The organism is Roseburia yibonii (assembly GCF_014297335.1).
GTDB lineage: Bacteria > Bacillota > Clostridia > Lachnospirales > Lachnospiraceae > Roseburia_D > Roseburia_D yibonii.
Window position 1 is genome coordinate 23,566 of the sequence record NZ_JACOQH010000004.1, and the last position, 19,972, is coordinate 43,537.

18 protein-coding genes are annotated in these 19,972 nt (G+C 47.1%); 1 reads left to right on the forward strand and 17 read right to left on the reverse strand.

Translation table 11 applies throughout. From position 1 onward, the window contains the following. Window positions 1-44 precede the first annotated feature (44 nt). The 10 genes from H8Z76_RS06780 to H8Z76_RS06825 all read right to left on the reverse strand — a co-directional run bounded on the left by H8Z76_RS06780 (window position 45) and on the right by H8Z76_RS06825 (window position 11,599). Entirely contained in the window at window positions 45-674 is a 630-nt protein-coding gene (locus H8Z76_RS06780) for a hypothetical protein (RefSeq protein ID WP_186982025.1), read from the reverse strand. Between the two features lie 275 nt (window positions 675-949). Next, window positions 950-1,201 (reverse strand): hypothetical protein, encoded by a 252-nt coding sequence (locus H8Z76_RS06785; protein WP_186982026.1) that lies wholly within the window; start codon window positions 1,199-1,201, stop codon window positions 950-952. Window positions 1,202-1,324: 123 nt separating this feature from the next. Beyond that, window positions 1,325-2,725, reverse strand: coding sequence for a GDSL-type esterase/lipase family protein (locus H8Z76_RS06790; RefSeq protein WP_186982027.1), 1,401 nt, complete (start codon window positions 2,723-2,725; stop codon window positions 1,325-1,327). Window positions 2,726-2,792: 67 nt separating this feature from the next. Beyond that, a complete protein-coding gene (spoIVA, locus tag H8Z76_RS06795) occupies window positions 2,793-4,280 on the reverse strand; it encodes a stage IV sporulation protein A (protein WP_022516549.1) in 1,488 nt (495 codons plus the stop codon). Between the two features lie 59 nt (window positions 4,281-4,339). Continuing rightward, window positions 4,340-5,821: a 4-alpha-glucanotransferase gene (gene malQ / locus H8Z76_RS06800; protein WP_147618603.1), complete on the reverse strand. Its 1,482-nt coding sequence runs from the start codon at window positions 5,819-5,821 to the stop codon at window positions 4,340-4,342. A 44-nt stretch (window positions 5,822-5,865) separates the two neighbouring features. Next, window positions 5,866-6,870 carry a LacI family DNA-binding transcriptional regulator gene (locus H8Z76_RS06805; protein WP_022516551.1) on the reverse strand — a complete coding sequence of 335 codons (1,005 nt, stop codon included), beginning with the start codon at window positions 6,868-6,870 and terminating at the stop codon, window positions 5,866-5,868. 34 nt (window positions 6,871-6,904) lie between these two features. Continuing rightward, window positions 6,905-7,744 (reverse strand): carbohydrate ABC transporter permease, encoded by an 840-nt coding sequence (locus H8Z76_RS06810; RefSeq protein ID WP_022516552.1) that lies wholly within the window; start codon window positions 7,742-7,744, stop codon window positions 6,905-6,907. Next, complete coding sequence (locus tag H8Z76_RS06815; protein ID WP_186982028.1) at window positions 7,744-8,586, reverse strand: carbohydrate ABC transporter permease; 843 nt, start codon at window positions 8,584-8,586, stop codon at window positions 7,744-7,746. The genes H8Z76_RS06810 and H8Z76_RS06815 overlap by 1 nt, the downstream gene beginning before the upstream one ends. A 77-nt stretch (window positions 8,587-8,663) precedes the next feature. Then, complete coding sequence (locus tag H8Z76_RS06820; RefSeq protein WP_022516554.1) at window positions 8,664-10,109, reverse strand: ABC transporter substrate-binding protein; 1,446 nt, start codon at window positions 10,107-10,109, stop codon at window positions 8,664-8,666. A 239-nt stretch (window positions 10,110-10,348) separates the two neighbouring features. Then, window positions 10,349-11,599, reverse strand: a complete 1,251-nt coding sequence (locus tag H8Z76_RS06825) for a class II aldolase/adducin family protein (RefSeq protein WP_186982029.1) — start codon at window positions 11,597-11,599, stop codon at window positions 10,349-10,351. 169 nt (window positions 11,600-11,768) lie between these two features. On the opposite strand from H8Z76_RS06825, the gene H8Z76_RS06830 reads away from it, so the two are divergent. Beyond that, window positions 11,769-13,055, forward strand: coding sequence for a chloride channel protein (locus H8Z76_RS06830; RefSeq protein ID WP_186982030.1), 1,287 nt, complete (start codon window positions 11,769-11,771; stop codon window positions 13,053-13,055). Between the two features lie 8 nt (window positions 13,056-13,063). Here H8Z76_RS06830 and trpD read toward each other — a convergent pair whose 3' ends face one another. Genes trpD through trpE form a run of 7 tightly spaced genes read right to left on the reverse strand, consistent with a single transcriptional unit; the run spans window position 13,064 to window position 19,545 of the window. Beyond that, window positions 13,064-14,077 carry an anthranilate phosphoribosyltransferase gene (gene trpD / locus H8Z76_RS06835; RefSeq protein ID WP_022516557.1) on the reverse strand — a complete coding sequence of 338 codons (1,014 nt, stop codon included), beginning with the start codon at window positions 14,075-14,077 and terminating at the stop codon, window positions 13,064-13,066. 58 nt (window positions 14,078-14,135) lie between these two features. Further along, on the reverse strand, window positions 14,136-14,930 hold the full coding sequence (gene trpA, locus H8Z76_RS06840; RefSeq protein ID WP_022516558.1) for a tryptophan synthase subunit alpha: 795 nt from the start codon (window positions 14,928-14,930) through the stop codon (window positions 14,136-14,138). 9 nt (window positions 14,931-14,939) lie between these two features. Beyond that, complete coding sequence (gene trpB / locus H8Z76_RS06845; RefSeq protein WP_186982031.1) at window positions 14,940-16,127, reverse strand: tryptophan synthase subunit beta; 1,188 nt, start codon at window positions 16,125-16,127, stop codon at window positions 14,940-14,942. Continuing rightward, the gene (locus tag H8Z76_RS06850) at window positions 16,120-16,776 is read right to left on the reverse strand and encodes a phosphoribosylanthranilate isomerase (protein WP_186982032.1); all 657 of its coding nucleotides are present in this window, start codon (window positions 16,774-16,776) and stop codon (window positions 16,120-16,122) included. Before H8Z76_RS06850 ends, trpB begins: the two co-directional genes overlap by 8 nt. A 2-nt stretch (window positions 16,777-16,778) precedes the next feature. After that, window positions 16,779-17,552: an indole-3-glycerol phosphate synthase TrpC gene (gene trpC / locus H8Z76_RS06855; RefSeq protein ID WP_186982033.1), complete on the reverse strand. Its 774-nt coding sequence runs from the start codon at window positions 17,550-17,552 to the stop codon at window positions 16,779-16,781. Between the two features lie 17 nt (window positions 17,553-17,569). Further along, on the reverse strand, window positions 17,570-18,139 hold the full coding sequence (locus tag H8Z76_RS06860; RefSeq protein ID WP_022516562.1) for an anthranilate synthase component II: 570 nt from the start codon (window positions 18,137-18,139) through the stop codon (window positions 17,570-17,572). Continuing rightward, window positions 18,136-19,545 carry an anthranilate synthase component I gene (gene trpE / locus H8Z76_RS06865; protein WP_022516563.1) on the reverse strand — a complete coding sequence of 470 codons (1,410 nt, stop codon included), beginning with the start codon at window positions 19,543-19,545 and terminating at the stop codon, window positions 18,136-18,138. The genes H8Z76_RS06860 and trpE overlap by 4 nt, the downstream gene beginning before the upstream one ends. Window positions 19,546-19,972 lie beyond the last annotated feature (427 nt).

The following is a 19,972-nucleotide window of genomic DNA, read 5'->3' on the forward strand; positions in this document are numbered from 1 at the left end:
TTTGCTCCACAGCCATCCGGCTGCGCATTCGTCTATCTCTAATTTTAACATTTTTTCTCTACATATGCACCTGTTTTCTTCATGACCTTTTTCCAGTCATACTCCGGCGCAAATTCTTCTGCCGCCTCGCAGATGGATCGTATTGTTGAAAGATTTTCTTCCAGTTCCTCCGCGATCACCTCCTGCGTTTTTCCTTTTTTCAGCTTTGTACAAACCTGCCGGAAGAGCCGCTGTTCTTCCCCGACAAGCTTCCCTTCTCCGATGCAGGTATCCACCGTATGCTTCACCGCTTCTTCCCGTCCCATGCTCTTCTCACACGTTCTGAGCCGGTCAACGAACTGCGCGTACTCAAGCAGCGTATGGCACTGTTCCATCAGTTCTTTATTCCTGCCAAGGTTGATGTTTAACATCACGACCTTTAATTCCAGTGCCGGATCTTCCTCCAGGTTCATGAACGCGTCGGACAACTTTAACACCTGCCGTTCCGGCTGCATATCCCTTCCGTTATAGAACACGAAAAAGCGCGGGGTCGGTATCTTTACGAGCTGTCTCCCATAGATCGTCCGCCCACCGCTCCAGCTGCGCAGCTCCTTTTTCTCCCGGAACACCATGCGGAACAACCGGTCTTTGTAACTGCGGTATACCTGATTTCCTGTTTCTTTTGTTTTGTCCATATTTTATTTTCCTCCTGTTGCCGCAGGAGCAGTTCTTTGAAAACCCCTGCTTTTTGATTGTGGAAAAAGCATGAATTTTCTGAAATAACAAGAATGTTTAGAACCGCCGGATGGCGGACAGACGGACTGTTGTCCGGATAGAAAATATGCTTTTATATATTTATCTTAGCACACGCTGATTCCGGGAACAAATTAAATTATTATAAACTATTGATTGCTGCAAAAAAAGCAGACACTACGAATTCGTAATACCTGCTTCGCTTACAAACTATTTTTTACCGCACCGGAAACTGCCCGAGGTAATGTCCGTCATCCGCATCCATATTATAGTAATAAACTCCGTCAGAGATCAGTCCTCTCGCCACCATTCCGTTCCAGTGATAGAACACAACCCTGCCGTACGGATCATAGGAAAATCCGGTCGTGACCAGTGTTCCGTTACTGTTCGCATAACCGTAATCCCTGCCATTTGCAAACTGGAACCAGCCGGAATCTTCCATCTTTCCGTTTGCATTCAGGTAATACACGCGGTTTCCGACAAATGTGATCTGATCCTTATACAGATATCCCTGAGAATCAAAATAGCAGGTGTATCCGACGCTCGGACAGTACTGAAAATTATTAAATACCTCATGGCCTTTTTTGTCCAGTTAGATGATATGCTCTCCGTCGGGATGATAGGTCAGACGGTCTTTCATCGGTGTGCCATCCGCCTGCATATAGTAGGTCCAGTCACCATCAAAATACCAGTCATTGTAAATCATGGTTCCATCTTCCTTAAAGTAGTGCGGATTTCCATCTTTGTCTGTATAGCACTCGCCGGTAAACTGATTGCCATCCTTGTCAAAATACCGGATAACATTATCCTTCTTCACATACTGGTCGAAAACCTGATGCCCGTCACCATCAAAATACCAGACATGATCCGAATTCGGATCTTTTTGCATGGCATCCTTTACTATATGTCCGTTTTCATCGAAATATAACTTATATTCTCCGCTCGAATCATCCACGCGCTTTGATACCGCCGCTGTTCCGTCCTTCTGGAAATACCAGGTATTTCCATCATAGTCGATCAGTTTATCCCGGACCATTTTGCCGTTTTCATCGTAATAATAGTAATTTCCGTCCTTTTCCACCAGACCATAATGCGGCTTGATCCCCTCTAATGTAAAATCAGCGATCTTTTTCATGCCTCTTTCATTCGGATGCACATAATCCGCTGTTTCCATGTCATTCTGGCCTTCCAGATTCAGCTCTCTTAGATCAAGCGCCACCAGATCTTTTTTCTCACAGATATCTTTAATGATCGCAGCCACTTTTTCTGTATCCTGCGCAATGATCTGATAATTCAGCGAATAGATCGTATGGTATGGGATCAGACAGATGATCTGCGCATCCGGATATTTCTTCTCAATTTTTGTGATCATCGTATAATAGGCATCTCCGAAATCATCTGTCTTTCCGTAAGTGTATGTTTCCTGCACATTCCCGACATTTGCCGCCCCCTGGGAAAGAATGTCGTTCATTCCGCCAAAGACAAATATTTTATCCGGTACTCCGTTTTTTCCCAGCTTATCGATTCTGGTATCTGACGCCATATAATAATTTTTTCCGATATGATGCAGATTATCCTCGGTCACTCCGTCCCAGGTGACACGGGAACCTCCCAGTGATTCATTAACTCCGAGTGTCCAGTCATTCGCCTTTAAGACCTGCATCCACCAGGTATCATCCACTGACATGATCGAATCCTTATAATAATTTCCGGCTTCGCTGTAATCCGTGTAATCCTGATAGGTCGTGATGCTGTCCCCCAGAAAAGATACCACTGTATTTCCCGCCTGATAGGTCCTTGTCGCCTCCTCTACGGTAAGCGGTTCCTGCTCATCCAGTGTATTGCAAAGGTTCAGTTCCTCTACCTGTTCCGTTGTCATACACTTCGGCTGCTCCGGTTCATTTTCTGCCGCAGATACAGTCGTACCTGCAAAAAGAAGTCCTGCCGCAAGAAGCAGTCCGATGTGCTGTTTTAAGTTCTTTTGTTTCTTCATGTTTTTTATCCCTCACTTTTTTCCCACAACTAACCTTACCTTACCAGACTTTCCACGTCAACCTTTTTTAAATAATAATACACACCAGTCCGCCGTTGCTGTCATTTACGATCTTTTGCATGGTGTCCTGCAGTTTCATCTGGCTTTCATCATCCATCATGGAGATCTTGCTCTTGATGCCGTCCTCGATCAGTTCGCCCAGTGTTTTTCCAAACACATTGGTCTGCCACACACCTTCTTCCGCCTTCTCCCCCTCCTTGATATAGTTGATCAGATCATTTGCCTGATCTTCGCTCCCGACGATCGGTGCAATCTCCGTCTCAATGTTCGCCCGGATCATATGGATCGACGGTGAAGTCGCCTTGATCTTTACGCCAAACTTATTTCCATGATGGATAATCACCGGTTCTTCCATATGGATATCGGCGAGTCCCGGGTTCACCACGCCATACCCCCGCATTTTGACTGCCTGCATGGCATCTGCCACTTTCTCGTACTCACGCCTCATCTGCGCCAGCTCTTTTACCATGGCGATCAGCTGATACTCGCCCTTTACTTCGATCCCGGTCATCTCACTCATATTTTCGTAATAATACTGCTCCCCGACATCCATTGCGATATTCACACTGCCATCCGAAAGCTCCAGCTGCTCTGCCTTCAATTTTGTCAGATAGTCCCCATCCGGTTCAAACCCATATGCCACCACATCCTTCATATAGGTAATATTATTTAAGACTTTTCTCGCGTTCGCGATCACATTTTCCCGGATACGGTTTCCCGCGTCCAGCATCTCGATCCACTTCGGCATGTAAAAATTCATCTTTACCACCGGAAATTCATACAGAATACCTGTAAGGATGCGGTTTACATCTTCCTTATGCAACTGGCTGCAGTTGACCGGATACACGCTTACCTGATGCTTTTCCCTCAGTTCCTCTGCCAGTTTTACCGTTTCATCACGGAACGGGCGCTCGGAATTTAAGAGCATGACAAACGGTTTCCCCGCCTTTTTCAATTCACGTATGGTCTGCTCCTCCGCCGCCACATAGCTTTCACGCGGAATGTCAGAAAAAGAGCCGTCCGCCGTCACCACGATCCCGATCGTCGCATGATCTCTTATCACCTTCTGTGTGCCGATCTCTGCCGCCTGCGTGAACGGGATCTCCGTATCGAACCAGGGCGTTTTTACCATCCGCTCCACACCGTTTTCCATATGTCCGTTCGCTCCGTCCACCATATAGCCGACGCAGTCGATCATGCGCACTTTCACTTCGGTATCTTCTGAAAGGCTGATCGTTGCCGCCTCTTTTGGAATAAATTTCGGCTCCGTGGTCATGATCGTGGTTCCCTGGGCCGACTGCGGCATCTCATCGACTGCCCGCTTTTTTTCGTTCTCATCTTCCATGAACGGCAGCACCATAAGCTCCATAAAGCGTTTGATAAACGTTGACTTCCCGCTCCGCACTCCGCCGACAACACCTATGTAGATCTCACCGTTTGTCCTCGCGCTGATGTCCTTATAGATATCAAAAGTTCCCGTATTTGAATTGTCCATAAAAAAATCCTCCTGCATATACTGTTAAAATATATGCAGAAGGACTTTTGCTATGCTCATTATTTGCGGATACGTCCGTAAGTCTTCATGCAGCCGCATACCTTTCTTGCAAGCTGGTCGGTAAGCTGCCCGTCTTTCATACGCCACTTCCAGTTTGTTCCGAGCGTGGACGGAATATTCATTCTCGCCTCGCTGCCAAGATCCAAAAGATCCTGCATGGTCACGATCGCCAGTTCGCTGACACTTGCCCATGCGCCTTTCATCATGCCCCAGTTATATCCCTCGGTCTTGGTCAGACGCAGATATTCTTTTGCGAATTTCACACTCTCCTTCGGAGCGGTTGCAAACCATCCAAGGATCGTATCGTTATCATGCGTACCAGTATAAACCACGCTGTGTACCGGATAATTGTGCGGCAGATAATCACCGTCTTCTCTGGTATCAAACGCAAACTGGATCAGTTTCATGCCCGGGAATCCGGAATCCTTTACCATCTGGATCACAGACGGAGTCAGATAACCGAGATCTTCCACGATGATGTTCAGTTTGCCGAGTTTTTCTTCCAGTGTGCGGAAAAGATCCATGCCAGGTCCTTTTCTCCACTCACCGTTTCTTGCCGTCTTATCTTTTCCCGGAATCGCATAATAGGAATCAAATCCACGGAAATGATCGATACGGACAATATCATATAACTCTGACATCGCTTTGATACGCTTTGTCCACCAGGTATAGCCATCTTTTTTCATTGCGTCCCAGCGGAACAGCGGATTTCCCCAAAGCTGTCCGTCCTCGGAAAACGCATCCGGCGGGCATCCGGCGACATCGATCATCTCAAGATCTTCATTCAGATAAAACTGCTCCGGATTTGCCCAGACATCCGCGCTGTCGCCAGCAACATAGATCGGCACGTCACCGATGATCTTGATCCCTCTTACATTTGCGTAATCTTTTAACTCACGCCACTGTTTATAGAACAGATACTGCAGCATTTTCCAGAACGCAATATCCTCTTTTTTGTCTTCTTTTACTTTCTCAAGTGCTTCCGCCTTACGGAATTTCAGATCCCTGTCCCAGGTAAACCACGCTGCTCCGTGATTCGCATCTTTCAGTGCCATAAAAAGTGTGTAATTGTCGAGCCACTCCGCTTCCTCTTCACAGAATGTTTTAAAATCTTCCGGTTCATCAGCCTTAAAACGGGCAAATGCTTTTTTTAACAGATCATAGCGGTTTTCATACAAAATACCGTAATCCACCTGTGTCTCATCATCGCCCCAGTTATAAGCTTCACACTCTTCTTTCTTTAACAGTCCGTCAAGACACAGATAGTCCAAATCTATAAAATAAGGGTTTCCTGCAAAGCTGGAAAAAGACTGATACGGAGAATCTCCATAACTGGTCGGGCATACCGGCAAAATCTGCCAGTAAGTCTGTCCTGCCTCCTCTAAAAAATCTACAAACTGAACCGCTGCTTTGCCCATGGTTCCAATGCCATATGGAGATGGCAATGAAGATATATGCATTAATACTCCGCTGCTTCTCATAAATTTTCCTCCTGAATCTATTTCTTTTTCTGTTTTCCCTTACATTATATCTGTTTTACACTTTCACCAGCCACAAGCTCAAATGGTATGATCTCATAAACTGCCGGCTTTTTTAAATCAATCGCCCCAAGTAAAATCTCCACGCTGCGCACCGCCAGAATCTGATACTGCTGTTTGACTGTGGCAAGCTTCGGATTGTAATAATTTGCCAGTGGTATTCCATCAAATCCGATGATCGAAATGTCTTCCGGAACCTGAAGTCCGCGGTCACGGATCGCCCGAACCGCGCCGACCGCCATCACATCACTCATTGCAAACACGGCTGTGATATTTAAATTCCGGTCCAACAGGCGGTTCATTGCCTGATAGGAACTCTCATAGGAGAAACGCGCTTTCTCATAAAACGCTTCCGGTTCTTCGGCAAGTCCGTTTTTTTCAAAACTCTTTCTGCATCCTTCCAGACGCTGTTTACTGGTATGCGACAAAGTAGTGTCACCACCCAGGATACCGATACGTCTGTGTCCGCGCCCGATCAGAAAATCCACCGCGCACATGGATGCTTCCACGTCATCCGTCGCCACACTGGAAAGATTGCCAAATCCCATCTTTTCCCCCTGGTTTGTCACCAGTACACACGGGATCCGGATCTGATCGAACTCTTTTTGAAAGAACTGCGGGTTACCTCCGAGGAACAACATCCCCAGAGGTTTTCTCTCCCGCATCAGCGTAATCGCCTGTTCCACTTCGTTTGCATCCTCATCCAGATAATAGATACTTACGGCATATTTTGTCTTTTCCACCGTCTTTTGGATCTCCTCCACGATACTGGCAAAGAGCATATTCGAATTACCCTTTACCAGCACGAGGATCGTCTTTGTGATCATCTGTTTTAAATGCTTCGCGTTATTATTTGGTACAAAATTGTGGGCTGCCACAATCTCGTCAATCCTTTTTTTTGCTTCCGGGCTTACATCCCTGCGGTTATTCAGCACCCGTGATACAGTGCTCACAGAATACCCGGACTCTTTTGCAATGTCTTTAATTGTCACGTTTTTTCATTCCTTTACTGGTATTTGCCGCGCATCAACCCTTTACGGCTCCTGCCACAACTCCCTCTATTATATACTTCTGGCAAGCCATATAAAAAACTATAATTGGAATAATTGCCAAAACTAACATTGCCATCATGCTGCCCCAGTCAACAGATCCGTATCCACCTTTCAGATACTGGATAACGATCGGGATCGTTTTGTATTTCTTGATATCAAGTACCAGGTATGGCAGCAGGTAATCGTTCCAGATCCACATTGCCTCAAGGATCGCAACGGTGATGCAGGTCGGTTTGAGGATCGGGAATACAATCTTAAAGAAGATCTGGATCGGATTGCATCCGTCGATCATGGCAGCTTCCTCGATCTCAAGCGGAATTCCCTTTGCGAAACCGCAGAACATAAATACCGCCTGCCCTGCTCCGAATCCGAGATAGATCAAGATGATACCGACCGGATTTCCAAGATGTAACATATTCGCAAATTTGGATAACGTAAACATTACCATCTGGAACGGAACGATCATTGCAAACAGGCACAGATAATAGATGCCTTTTGTCATACGGTTGGTAACTCTGGTGATGTACCATGCGCACATGGAAGTACACACGATGATCACTACTACCGAGAATAAGGTAATAAACAGGGAATAACCGAATGCCTGGAAAAAGTTGATCTTTTTAATACCATTTAAATAGTTTTCAATTCCAACAAAGGACTTTCCTGCCGGAAACGCAAACGGTTTTCGGTTGATATACGCCTTTTTCTTAAAGGAGTTCATGATTACGATCAAGATCGGGCAAACCCAGATGACCGAAAGAATCGTGAAAATTACGGTAAGGACTCCACCATGTTTTGCTTTTCTTACGCCCATTACTGCTGCACCTCCCTGCTTCTTGTGATCTTATTCTGTGTGATCGCGATAACTGCCACAATTACAAAGAATACAACTGCTTTCGCCTGTCCTACGCCTTCCCAGCCATTTCTTCCATAGAATGTGTTAAAGATATTCAGTGCAAGAAGTTCGGAACTGTTTGCAGGTTCTCCTGCGGTCAGTGCCAGGTTCTGATCGAAGAGCTTAAAGGAGTTCGTCAGTGTCAGGAAAGAACAGATCGTAATCGACGGCATAACCATCGGGATCGTTACATTTTTTAAGATCTGTGACGGTGTCGCGCCGTCGATCTTTGCCGCCTCGATGAGGTCGCCCGGGATATTCTGGATTCCTGCCACATAGATGATCATCATATAACCGATCTGCTGCCAGCACATCAAAATAACCAGTCCCCAGAAACCATACTTGGAAGAATAGGTAAGCGTTCTTCCCCAGTGTGCCAAAACACCGTTTAAAATGATCTGCCAGATGTAACCAAGTACGATACCACCGATCAGGTTCGGCATGAAAAATACGGTACGGAAAGCGTTGGTTCCTTTAATTCCCTTTGTTAAAAGCATCGCGACCACAAATGCCAGAATATTGATGGCAAGGACCGAAACTATCGTAAACAGCACCGTATACCAAAGAGCATGCCCAAACGTATTATCCGTAAAAATTCTTGCGTAATTTTTAAGACCTACAAATTTTGCATCAGTTACTGTTGTGAATTCACAAAATGATAAATAGATGCCCATAACAAAAGGAATTATAAAGCCGATTGTAAATGCCACTAACGTCGGTAATGCAAATATAGGAAAATATTTTTTTATTGATTTCTCCATAACAATATCATCCTTTCTAAAAAAGCGGAGGCGGATGGAGACACCCGCCCCGCTCTTATCCAAAGACTTCCCGTCTTTTATTCTGTTGCTTCTTCTGCTGCTGAATCACCGTGTGATGCTGCGTATTCGGAAGCCCATCCGTCAACGAATGCCGTCTTAACTGCATTCCACTCTTCATCACTCTGAGAGCCCTGCGCGTACTGCAGTAATGCGGATCCAACGCCATCTTTCCATGTCTCAGACGGGATAGATGAGAAGTTCCATGATACCGGAGTCTTGCCAGCTTCAATAGACTCGTTTGCTGCTTTGATCAATGGGTTGTTTGTCTGATAAGCGTCATCATCAAATGTGGTAAACGGTGTAACGAATCCCATTTCGTTTGCGATCGCGTCACGTCCGGTGTCGCTTTCTACACACCATGCAAGGAAATCAAGTGTTGCCTGGATATCTTCTTCGGAAGCTTTATTGTTTACACACCAGTAGTTTTCAGATCCGGTGCAGAGTCCCTGATTTTCTTCTCCGTCCACGCCAATGTAGATCGGCATCATGCCAAGATCTTCATCTGCAACTTCATTTCCGGTGATATCACCATATGCCCAGGTACCATTCTGATAGAATACTGCTTCGCCCATTGCAAATTCGGAAGATGCTTCATCACCGGTCTTGCTGGATAACAGTCCCGGTTCACAGGTAGAATCGGTCAGATATAAATCCCAGATCTGTCTGTAATTGTCAAGGTAAGTTCCTTCGATCGCGTCTGTCTCGTTGATTCCTTTAGCTTTGTATTCATAGTAGATCGGAAGGTTTGCAAGATGTGTCTTGAATCTCCAGTCAGAGGAAGAATCCATACCTGCGGAAGTAAATGCACCAAGCAGGTCATAACCAAATTTATCATTAATCTCATCTTTTCTTGCCTGGATGTCGTCCGCAACTGCCTTTAAGGTTGCGAAGTTGTTGATCTCATCCGGGGAAGAAATTACTGCGTTGTCCATGGTGCAGTAATCATTTAAGATCGCTTTGTTGTAAATGAGACCGTATGTTTCAATAACATACGCGATACCCTGTACTGCGTCTCCGTCTTTTAATACGAAGTCATCGCTCTTTACATCTTTGTATAATTCACTTCCGGATAAGTCGTAGCAGTAATCTTTCCAGTTTGCAAGTCCTACCGGTCCGTTTACCTGGAATAAGGTAGGTGCTTCTGACTTAGCCATTTCAGATTTTAAGGTCTGCTCATAGGTACCGTCTGCTGCTGTAATGACTGTTACCGGAACACCGGTTTCATCGGTGTAAGCTTTTGCAAGATCCTGCCACTGCTCATCCTGCTCCGGTTTGAAGTTCAGATAATAAACCTGACCATCGCCGGATGCTTCTTTTTTGTCTGTGCTTCCGGTTTCTGTAGAAGCTGTGCTGTTTCCTGAAGTACTGCTGCTTGCTGTACTGTCAGAAGAGCTTCCGCATCCTGCTGCCATAGCTGCCATCATAGACATTACTAACATGAGTGATACTGTTTTTCTTTTCATATAATTCATCCTCCTAAATAATGTAGTTGCTAACCCCCAAAACGTCCGGTACCCTTTCCGGTACTGTTTTCGGCAATGATTCCGGTAACGTTTTCAGTTGATAATTAAAGTATACAGCATTTTCACAGGAATGCAATAGTTTTTCACATTTTTGTTAAAATGCTGTATTTTCATTGTGGTTTTTTGTGCAATTTTTCATCTATTTGGGGAAACAGCCACTCGGGTTCTCTCTGTTTTCCTTAATTCAGGTGGCACTGCACCCTGATCTCGTCCACCTGCTTTTCCGTGATCTCCACGATATTTCCAAGCTGGGAGGACTCTAAGATCGCGCGGGCACTGTACTCCGCCACTTCAAGTCTGTCATATGCTTTTAAAAGTGAAGGCGCTGTCACGATCACGCCGCCGCCCTCCAATACCGCTACCGATGTCCGCCCGTCAAATACCGCCGCGATCTCATCCGGCTTTCCTGCATACTGCGCCTGCGGCAGGGAAACGACATCCTGCATGACCATGTAGATCTCCGGTATGATACGGGAGCTGAATTTCGTGCCGGTCACCGCAAACGCCATAAGTTCCGGCGGAAATGCCGTGACGACCGAACCGATCCCCGGATGCGTGCGGTAGATCTTGGCGTGAAGACTATCCCCCGTCTGCTCCAGCTTGCGGATATCCAAAATACCAGCTGCACTCTGGTCTGTTCCCTGCGGTATGTAATAAATCGTTCCGCTCTCCGCGCGCGCCGAAAATACACCAAGTCCGGCGTACAATAACTTCTGATGCCAGGCGCGCCTCACCATCTCACACAATTTTTCACAGACCGCCCGGTCTTCCTGCGGTATTTCTGTCGAAGGATCCTTCGGCTTTTCCATGTTTTCATCGGTGAGCCCTTTCCCCGACGGGTTTTCGTTTTTCGCACCGCCAAGTCTGGATGCCCCGATCCCGATACGTGCGGAAAAATCCATCGCCTCAAACATCTGATACGCACTCTCGATATCTGTGCTCCCGACGACCAGGCCGTGATTTTCCAGTTCCGCGACATTGCACCCCTCCGCAAACACTTTCGCGATCTTTTCTCCGAGTTCTTCGCTTCCGGTCAGCCCGTACTCCGCCATTCCGACACTGCCGATACACGCTTTTAATTCCGGAAACGCCGAGATATCCGGTATTTTTCTGACGATGCTGTACGCAACCATCGCCGGCGGATGCGCATGCAGGATCGCCCGGATATCACCTCTCGTCTCGTAGATCTTCATATGAAATGGATATTCACTGGACGGTTTGTGTTTTCCCTCCATGGTTCCATCCGCACGGATACAGACAATATCCTCTGCGGTCATACTGCCCTTGTCGGTTCCGCCCGGCGTGATATATACGTTTCCATTTTCATCTTTTATAGATAAATTTCCACCCGAAGTCGTTGTCATTCCCTGCGCGTAGATCCGCTTCATAATGGCAACGAGCTGTTCTTTGGGATCTGGTATCTGAAACATAAAACTGCCTCCTTTTTCTTTCTTGCCGCTTTTATTTTAACAGACCTTTTTGCTCTTTCAAAGACTATTATTGTCTTATTGTCAAAAGCCGTCTGAAATGTTACTATTTTTTTAGGGTAATGAAATGAAAATGTTACAAAAGAAATCTGATTTAGAGAGGGATATTATTATGATCTTAAAAGAATTGCTGCCAGAGTTTACGAAGTGGCTCCGCGAGGAATGTAAGGCAGGAGGCTCCCACATCGGGACTTTTTTGAAATGGCTTCTGTTTTCTGTCGTTTCCGGGATCGTGGTCGGTCTTGTCGGAACGCTCTTTTTTTACTGCATGAAATTCGTGACGGATCTGCGCATCGCGCACCCTGCGGTCATGCTGACACTGCCGTTTGGCGGTCTTTGCATTGTAGGCATGTATCATCTGCTGCACGATGAAAAAGATTCGGGCACCAACCTTGTCTTATCCGCGATCCATTCGGGCGAAGAGATCCCGCTTCGGATGGCACCGCTTATTTTTCTTTCCACACTGATCACACACATTGGCGGCGGTTCTGCCGGACGCGAAGGCGCAGCTTTGCAGCTCGGCGGCAGTATCGGGAACTCGCTCGGACGACTGTTCCGCTTTGATGAAAAAGATCAGCATATCATGATCATGTGCGGCATGAGTGCCGCCTTTTCCGCACTCTTTGGCACACCGATGGCTGCCGCGATCTTTCCGATGGAGATCGTCAGTGTCGGTATCATGCACTATGCAGCCCTGGTTCCGTGCGTGATCTCCTCTTTCATCGCACACGGCATTGCGGAGTATTTCGGTGCCACCGCCCATACTTTTTTCTTTGACCGGATTCCGGCTTTCAATGTTCCTCACGCAGTCATCATCTCACTGCTTGCAATGCTCTGCGCATTCATCAGTGTCGTATTCTGCATGATGTTACACAACTTTGAGCGGCTTTACCGCTATGTATTTAAAAATCCCTACCTGCGTGCGTTCGCCGGAGGCTGTTTTGTGCTGCTTGTCACCGCATGCATCGGCAATTATAACTACAATGGAACCGGCATGGACATTATCGCCTCGTCCATACACGGTTCCACGGATACCTGGGCATTCTTCTTTAAAATGGTTCTCACCGCATTCACGCTCGGTGCCGGCTTTAAAGGCGGCGAGATCGTGCCAAGTTTCTTTGTCGGCGCGACGTTCGGATGCCTGTTCGGAAATCTGACCGGTTTTGCGCCATCGCTCTGCGCGGCAGTCGGCATGAGTGCTGTCTTCTGCGGTGTCACCAACGCACCGATCTCCTCCCTGCTCATCAGTTTTGAGCTGTTTGGCTATGACGGCATGCCATACTACCTGCTCGCGATTGCGTTAAGCTACATGCTCTCCGGCTACTACGGACTCTACCGCAGTCAGAAGATCGTCTATTCCAAGTTTAAGACATCCTACATCAACCGGAAAACACACTGATGGTTTGATTAACGGTTTGATTCCTCGATCAGCTTTTCAAGTGTCTTTAATGCCGCGCCGGAATCGATCGCCTGCTCGGCAAGACGGATCCCCTCTTTGATATCTGCTGCCACGCCGCCGACATAAAGTGTCGCCCCGGCGTTCAGCAGTACGATATCGCGCTTCGGACCTTTCTCCCCACCAAGGATCGCTCTTGTGATCTTTGCGTTCTCTTTTCCGTCACCGCCTTTTAATTCCGCAAGGGAAACACTTTGGAAGCCAAAATCTTCCGGTTGGATCTGGAAAGTTTCCACCGCACCGTTTTTGATCTCGGAAACGGTTGTTTTTCCACTCAGTGTGATCTCATCCATATTATCGCATCCGCTCACAACAAACGCGCGCTCCACGCCGAGTCTCGCCATTGCTTTTGCAACCGCTTCGGTAAGTGCCGGACTGTAAACACCTACGACCATGTTTTTTGCGCGAGATGGATTTGCAAGAGGTCCTAAGATATTGAACACGGTGCGGATCCCCATCTCTTTTCTCGCCTGTCCGACATATTTCATGGATTTATTAAAGAGCTGCGCAAACATGAAGCCGATGCCTGTTTCATTGACACAGCGCTCTACGACCGCCGGTTCTGCCATGATATTGACTCCGAGTTCTTCTAACACATCGCCCGCACCGGACTTTGATGAGATCGAACGGTTTCCGTGTTTTGCGACCGGAAGTCCCGCCGCCGCAACTACAAACGCGGATGTTGTGGAAATATTAAAGGTATAGGTGCAGTCTCCGCCGGTTCCGACCAGATCCACATAATTGTCCGCCGCCGGTTTGATCGTCTCGGCTTTATCACGCAGTACCGATGCAAATCCGACCAGTTCCTCCAGGGTCTCACCTTTCATGCGAAGCGCGGTCAAAAACGCGCCGATCTGCGCCTGTGTTGCCTCTCCTCCAAGCAAAATCTCCATTCCTCTTCTTGCTTCCTCCTCGGTCAGATCTTTTCCATCTACCACTTTTGCGATCAGTTCTTTCATATCCATGTTCGTTTCCTCCTTACGATTTTTTCCTTTTATCTTGCATCCAATTATAATTTCCGGCTTATAATTCGTTTAACTCTTTCTTAAAGGTATTGCAGTAAGTCTTTACCGCATCCGGATCAAAATTGCTTTCCTCCAAAAGTCTGATAAAATGTGATCCGACGATCGCTCCATCGATGTATTCCTTCATCGGCTCCACATCTTTTGCGGTGCGGATGCCAAATCCCATCATAACCGGGATCTTGGACTGTTCTTTTACAGATTTCAGATAGTTTTTGACCTCTTTGTGGAACTGCGCTTCCTGACCGGTCACACCCATCGACGATACGCAGTAAACAAATCCTCGCGCACCGTCCAGGATCTGCGGGATGCGGTCTCCGGACACCGGAGATACCAGTTGCAGCAGTAATGTGGTATCCTGACCGTCAAGCGCGGCCTTGATCTCTTCCTGTTCCTCCATCGGAAGATCCGGAATGATAAGTCCGTCCACGCCGACACGCTCACACTCTTTGACAAATGCTTCCACACCGTAAAATACGATCGTATTGTAGTAAAGCATGAAAACGATCGGAAGTTTTAATCCGTCGTTTCTTGCCTCCTCCACGGTACGGAATACTTTCTTTAACGTTGTTCCGCCGCAGATGGAACGATAGGACGCATCCTGGATGACCGGTCCGTCCGCCACCGGATCGGAAAACGGTACTCCAAGCTCCACGATGTCTGTGCCCGCCGCTTCCTGTGCCTTTAAGATTTCCTTTGTCTTCGCAAGATCCGGATAACCGGCTGTCACATAAGTAATAAACGCTTTTTCCTTTTTTTCTTTTAACTGATTTAATGTATCTTCAATTCGATTCATAATAGCCTCCTAATTCAAATATCCTTTTCCTGCCAGATAATCCGAGATCGTGTTTACATCTTTGTCACCACGGCCGGACAGGCACACGATCATGATGTCATCTTTTTTCATGGTCTTTGCCATTTTCTTCGCATAGGCAACCGCATGCGCACTCTCGATCGCCGGAATGATGCCTTCCAATCTGCACAGTTCCATGAGGGCGTCCATTGCCTCCACATCCGTGATGGAAACATATTCCGCACGGCCGCTGTCCCGCAGATACGCGTGCTCCGGTCCAACACCCGGATAATCCAGTCCGGCAGAGATCGAATGTGCCAGCTCGACATTTCCGTTGTCATCCTGTAAGAGATAAGACTTCATGCCGTGTAAAACACCCGGTTTTCCAAGTGCCATGGCACTCGCGTGTTTTCCGGTCTCGATTCCAAGTCCGGCTGACTCCACGCCGACCAATTTTACATCCTTCTCATCGATGAAGTCCGCAAACATTCCGATCGAGTTTGAGCCACCGCCCACACATGCCATGACCACATCCGGAAGTCTTCCCTCTGTCTCTAAGATCTGCTTTTTCGCTTCACGGCTGATCACACTCTGGAATTCCTTTACCATCTTCGGATACGGATAAGGTCCAACCGCGGAACCGATGACATAGAAGGTATCTTCCGCTGTCTTTGCCCAGGTACGGATCGCCTCGTTTGTCGCATCCTTTAACGTGTTGCTTCCGGACTGTACGCTGACAACCTTCGCGCCGAGCATCTCCATACGCATCACGTTAAGCGCCTGACGCTTGATATCCTCCTCACCCATATAGACGGTACACTCCATATCGAACAGCGCTGCTCCGGTCGCGGTTGCGACACCATGCTGACCGGCTCCGGTCTCTGCGATCACTTTCTTTTTGCCCATTCGCTTTGCAAGCAGGATCTGACCGATCACGTTGTTGATCTTGTGTGCTCCGGTGTGGTTTAAGTCCTCTCTCTTTAAATAGATCCTGGTGCCGTATTTTTCGCTCAGACGCTCCGCAAAGTAAAGCGGTGTCTCACGTCCGACATACTGCTCTAAGTAATAATGATACTCCTTCATAAAGCTCTCATCCCGGATTGCTTTTTCAAACGCGTCATCCAGTTCCTTTAATGTGTTCATCAAAGATTCGGAAACAAACTGTCCGCCAAATTCTCCATAATACGCTTTCTTATTCATGTTCTTTCACCTTTCTTACAAATTCCATTATTTTATCCCGGTTCTTCCCGATCCCGTTATCATTTTCCACGCCGGAACTTACATCCACGATATCCGGTGCAAAGATCGAAATCCCCGTTTGTACATTCTCACTGTTTAAGCCACCCGCCAGAATAAATGCTTTGTCCGCAAACTGTTCTCTTACTGACAGCCGTGCCCCGTTTGCACTCCAGTCAAAGGTTTTTCCGCCTCCGTACTGTGCACCGTCCACCACGATCCCCGTGATATTATCGTAAAACAGTTCTTCCTTTTCCAAAAATTCTGTTCCGGATTTGATATTGACTGCCCGCCAGATCGGATGCCTGCTTTTTTTTATGATCTCCTGCGCAAGTGTTCCATGGATCTGCAGGATATCCGCGCCGATCTCCTCTGCGCTTTGTATTTCCGCAAGTGTCGGGCTGACGAAAACAGTGACCTTTTTGATAGAGGGATCCAGACCGGAAAATATTTTTTCCGCCTGTTCATAAGTCACGTTCCGCTTGCTCTTTGGGAAAAATACAAATCCCGCATACGAAACGCCTGCTTCATTTAAGTACACTGCTTCTTCCGGAGTCGTGATCCCGCAGATCTTGATCCCTGGCTTTTCTTTTGCTGCTCTTTTTTGTTCCATTTCTATAACGCCTTCCAGTGCTTTGCCAGTTCCTTCGGGTTATCCGCTTCCATAAATGCCCGCCCGATCAGAAACGCATCCACCTGATATTCTTTTAAGGTGAGGACATCATCATCGGTTACGATACCGCTCTCCGCCACAAAGACTTTATCCGCTCCTGCCATACCGCGCAGCCTCTTTGTGTTATCCAGAGAAATCGTAAAATCCCTGAGGTTTCGGTTATTGACCCCGATGATGCGCGCATCCAGTTTTAATGCCCGCTCCATCTCCTCCTCGTCATGCACCTCAACCAGCGCGTCAAGGCCAAGGGAACGCGCCAGCTTATAAAAGCCTTTCATCTGCGCGTCATCTAAGATCGCCGCGATAAGGAGCACCGCATCCGCACCGATCGTTTTCGCCTCATAGAACTGATACTCATCGATCATAAAATCCTTCCGCAGGATCGGCAGCTCGGATTTCCCGCGGATCTCCTTTAAGTACCCGACATTTCCATGGAAATGGTCTTCCTCGGTCAGGCAGGAAATCGCGTCCACCGATGCGTTGTACTCTTTGATCCGCTCCATGAGATCCATCTTCTGCGGAATGTCTCCAAGACTTGGCGACGCTTTTTTAAATTCTCCGATAATGGAAAGCCCCGGCTTTTTTAACGCTTCATAAAATGAATGCCCATTTCCCCGGTAAGCCGCCGCGAGCCGCTTCATCTCATCTTCCCCGGTCTTTGCTTTCTGTTCCGCAAGCCGTATCTTTTTGTCTGCTACAATATCATCTAATATCATAAAAAAGCTCCTTTTTTCTATACCACGCCATTGATAAAGTTCTCAAGCATCCGCTTTCCATGTTCGGTATAAATGGATTCCGGATGAAATTGTAAGCCGACCACCGGATACTCTTTGTGACGCATTGCCATGATCTCTCCGTCATCTGTCTCTGCCAGGATCCGTAGGCAGTCCGGAAGTCCTTCTTTTTTCACCGCCAGCGAATGATACCGCGCAACCTTGATCGGGCTGTCGATCCCGGTAAACACGCTGTCACCAGTATGGGTGATCTCGGACTGCTTGCCGTGAAAGATCTTTTTGGCATAGCTTACGGTCGCTCCAAATGCTTCCCCGATGCTCTGGTGTCCGAGACAGATGCCAAGGATCGGTATTTTATCATAAAATTCTCTGACTGCATCGATACAGATACCGGCTTCTTTCGGGCTTTTCGGTCCCGGAGAAAGCACGATGCGCTCCGGCGCAAGGGCTTTGATCTCTTCTATCGTGATCTTGTCATTGCGCACAACTTTGATATCATCATTAAAGATTCCCATATACTGATACAGGTTATAGGTAAACGAATCGTAATTATCAATCAGCAGTATCATAAGTTCTCCTCCTCGATCAGTGTCTTTGCCAGTGCCATGACCTTGTTGCAGCATTCATTGTATTCGCTCTCCGGTACCGAGTCCGCTACGATCCCGGCTCCCGCCTGCAGATACACCTTATCCTGTTTCTTTATCATGGTACGGATCGTAATACAAAAATCCATGTCCCCGGAAAAGTCGATGTATCCGGTCGCTCCTCCGTACAGTCCGCGTCTGATGCTTTCGAGCTCATCGATGATCTCCATCGCGCGGATCTTCGGCGCCCCGCTTAAGGTTCCCGCCGGAAGGAAAGATACCACCAGATCAAGCGGATGATATTCGCCTTTTTTCTGTCCCTCCACCTGGGAAACAATGTGCATGACATGTGAATAATTCTGCACCTGCATGAACTGTGTCACTTTTACCGTTCCAAACTGGGAGATACGGCCCATGTCGTTTCGCGCCAGGTCTACCAGCATTACATGCTCTGCCTTTTCCTTTTCATCCGCTAAAAGTTCTTCCTTTAAGCGTTCATCCTCAGCTTTGTCTTTTCCACGCTTTCTCGTTCCCGCGATCGGACAGGTATAAATGTGGTTCTCCTTCTGTTTGACTAACATTTCCGGTGAACTTCCGATCACTTCAAATTCCCCGAAATTAAAATAGTAAAGATACGGAGAAGGATTTAACACGCGGAGTTCTTTGTAGAGCGCGAATCCGTCCTGCTTTGTCTCCACTGTCCAGCGCTGGGAAAGCACCGTCTGGAAAATATGGCCTTCTTTTATGTATTCCTTGATCTTATTGACCTTTGCGCTGTATTCCTCCAGGGTATCGGACTGCTTTACGATCACGCCGTCGCGTCTGTAATCCTCTTTTTCTTCCACACGTTTTTCGCGCGCCTTTTTTATCATTTCATCGGCTTTTTCCAGTGCCTGCTTTTTTCCTTTCTCACTGTCTTCCGCAAGGACGATACCGGTCAACGTCTCCGCAACATGATCGACCATCACAAACTCTGTCATCAGCATCATCTGGATCGTCTCAATGCCGATCTCATCCGGATTGTCGTCCGGCAGCTTCTCACTGTACCGTACAAAATCATAACCGAGATTTCCAACTAATCCGCCGGAAAATGCGGAATCTCTGTTCTCTTTTACGATATCGAACTCATCGTAATACTCTTTTAACCGTTCTAACGGATTTCCTTCACGTACTTCCTTCGTGCCGTCTGCCCGCTCGATCACGAGTGCGTTTCCCTTTGAGGAAATGATCTCTTTTGGATCCGCTCCAAAAAATGTATAGCGGTCATAGTTTTTATCATAACTTTCCAACAGGAATCCTTTTTTCTTTCCAACCAGATTTTCATACATCCCGGTCGCCGTTTCATTTACAATGCTGACTGTCTTTCGGTAAGCCCTTAACCTTCTTTTCATACTTTATCCTCCTTTAAACAAGAAAATCCCTGACCTGAAGCTCTTTACTCCAAGTCAGGGACGAATTGTTCCGTGGTGCCACCCTCATTCAAGATACGCAGATATCTTTCCATGTTATGAAAAATAAAAAACGCATATCTCCGAATCGGAAAATACGCGCCACCTATCTGCTTTTCATCTCATTGATACAGAATCACTCTATATCTTACCCCTGTAACGTGGGGAAACGGCATCCGCTACTTTTGTTTCACTTCGCATCTCACAAATCCATTCCCGTTAAGCATAAAACCTGCAATGAACTATCTTACTGCCTCGCACCATCCGGCAGCTCTCTGAAAGAATCGTACACGGTACTACTTTTGCTCTTTGACTTTATCTCTTTAAACTATTAACAGGCTACCACAAAGAAGAATGTCTGTCAATCCAT

Excerpts from the sequence above, each read along its gene's own strand:
- H8Z76_RS06820 (WP_022516554.1), bottom strand. The coding sequence starts at position 10,109 with ATGAAAAGAAAAACAGTATCACTCATGTTAGTAATGTCTATGATGGCA.
- H8Z76_RS06850 (WP_186982032.1), bottom strand. The coding sequence starts at position 16,776 with ATGGAACAAAAAAGAGCAGCAAAAGAAAAGCCAGGGATCAAGATCTGC.
- H8Z76_RS06815 (WP_186982028.1), bottom strand. The coding sequence starts at position 8,586 with ATGGAGAAATCAATAAAAAAATATTTTCCTATATTTGCATTACCGACG.
- H8Z76_RS06825 (WP_186982029.1), bottom strand. The coding sequence starts at position 11,599 with ATGTTTCAGATACCAGATCCCAAAGAACAGCTCGTTGCCATTATGAAG.
- trpD (WP_022516557.1), bottom strand. The coding sequence starts at position 14,077 with ATGGATATGAAAGAACTGATCGCAAAAGTGGTAGATGGAAAAGATCTG.
- trpA (WP_022516558.1), bottom strand. The coding sequence starts at position 14,930 with ATGAATCGAATTGAAGATACATTAAATCAGTTAAAAGAAAAAAAGGAA.
- H8Z76_RS06860 (WP_022516562.1), bottom strand. The coding sequence starts at position 18,139 with ATGATACTGCTGATTGATAATTACGATTCGTTTACCTATAACCTGTAT.
- H8Z76_RS06790 (WP_186982027.1), bottom strand. The coding sequence starts at position 2,725 with ATGAAGAAACAAAAGAACTTAAAACAGCACATCGGACTGCTTCTTGCG.
- H8Z76_RS06780 (WP_186982025.1), bottom strand. The coding sequence starts at position 674 with ATGGACAAAACAAAAGAAACAGGAAATCAGGTATACCGCAGTTACAAA.
- trpC (WP_186982033.1), bottom strand. The coding sequence starts at position 17,552 with ATGATATTAGATGATATTGTAGCAGACAAAAAGATACGGCTTGCGGAA.
- H8Z76_RS06830 (WP_186982030.1), top strand. The coding sequence starts at position 11,769 with ATGATCTTAAAAGAATTGCTGCCAGAGTTTACGAAGTGGCTCCGCGAG.
- trpB (WP_186982031.1), bottom strand. The coding sequence starts at position 16,127 with ATGAATAAGAAAGCGTATTATGGAGAATTTGGCGGACAGTTTGTTTCC.
- spoIVA (WP_022516549.1), bottom strand. The coding sequence starts at position 4,280 with ATGGACAATTCAAATACGGGAACTTTTGATATCTATAAGGACATCAGC.
- trpE (WP_022516563.1), bottom strand. The coding sequence starts at position 19,545 with ATGAAAAGAAGGTTAAGGGCTTACCGAAAGACAGTCAGCATTGTAAAT.
- malQ (WP_147618603.1), bottom strand. The coding sequence starts at position 5,821 with ATGAGAAGCAGCGGAGTATTAATGCATATATCTTCATTGCCATCTCCA.
- H8Z76_RS06810 (WP_022516552.1), bottom strand. The coding sequence starts at position 7,744 with ATGGGCGTAAGAAAAGCAAAACATGGTGGAGTCCTTACCGTAATTTTC.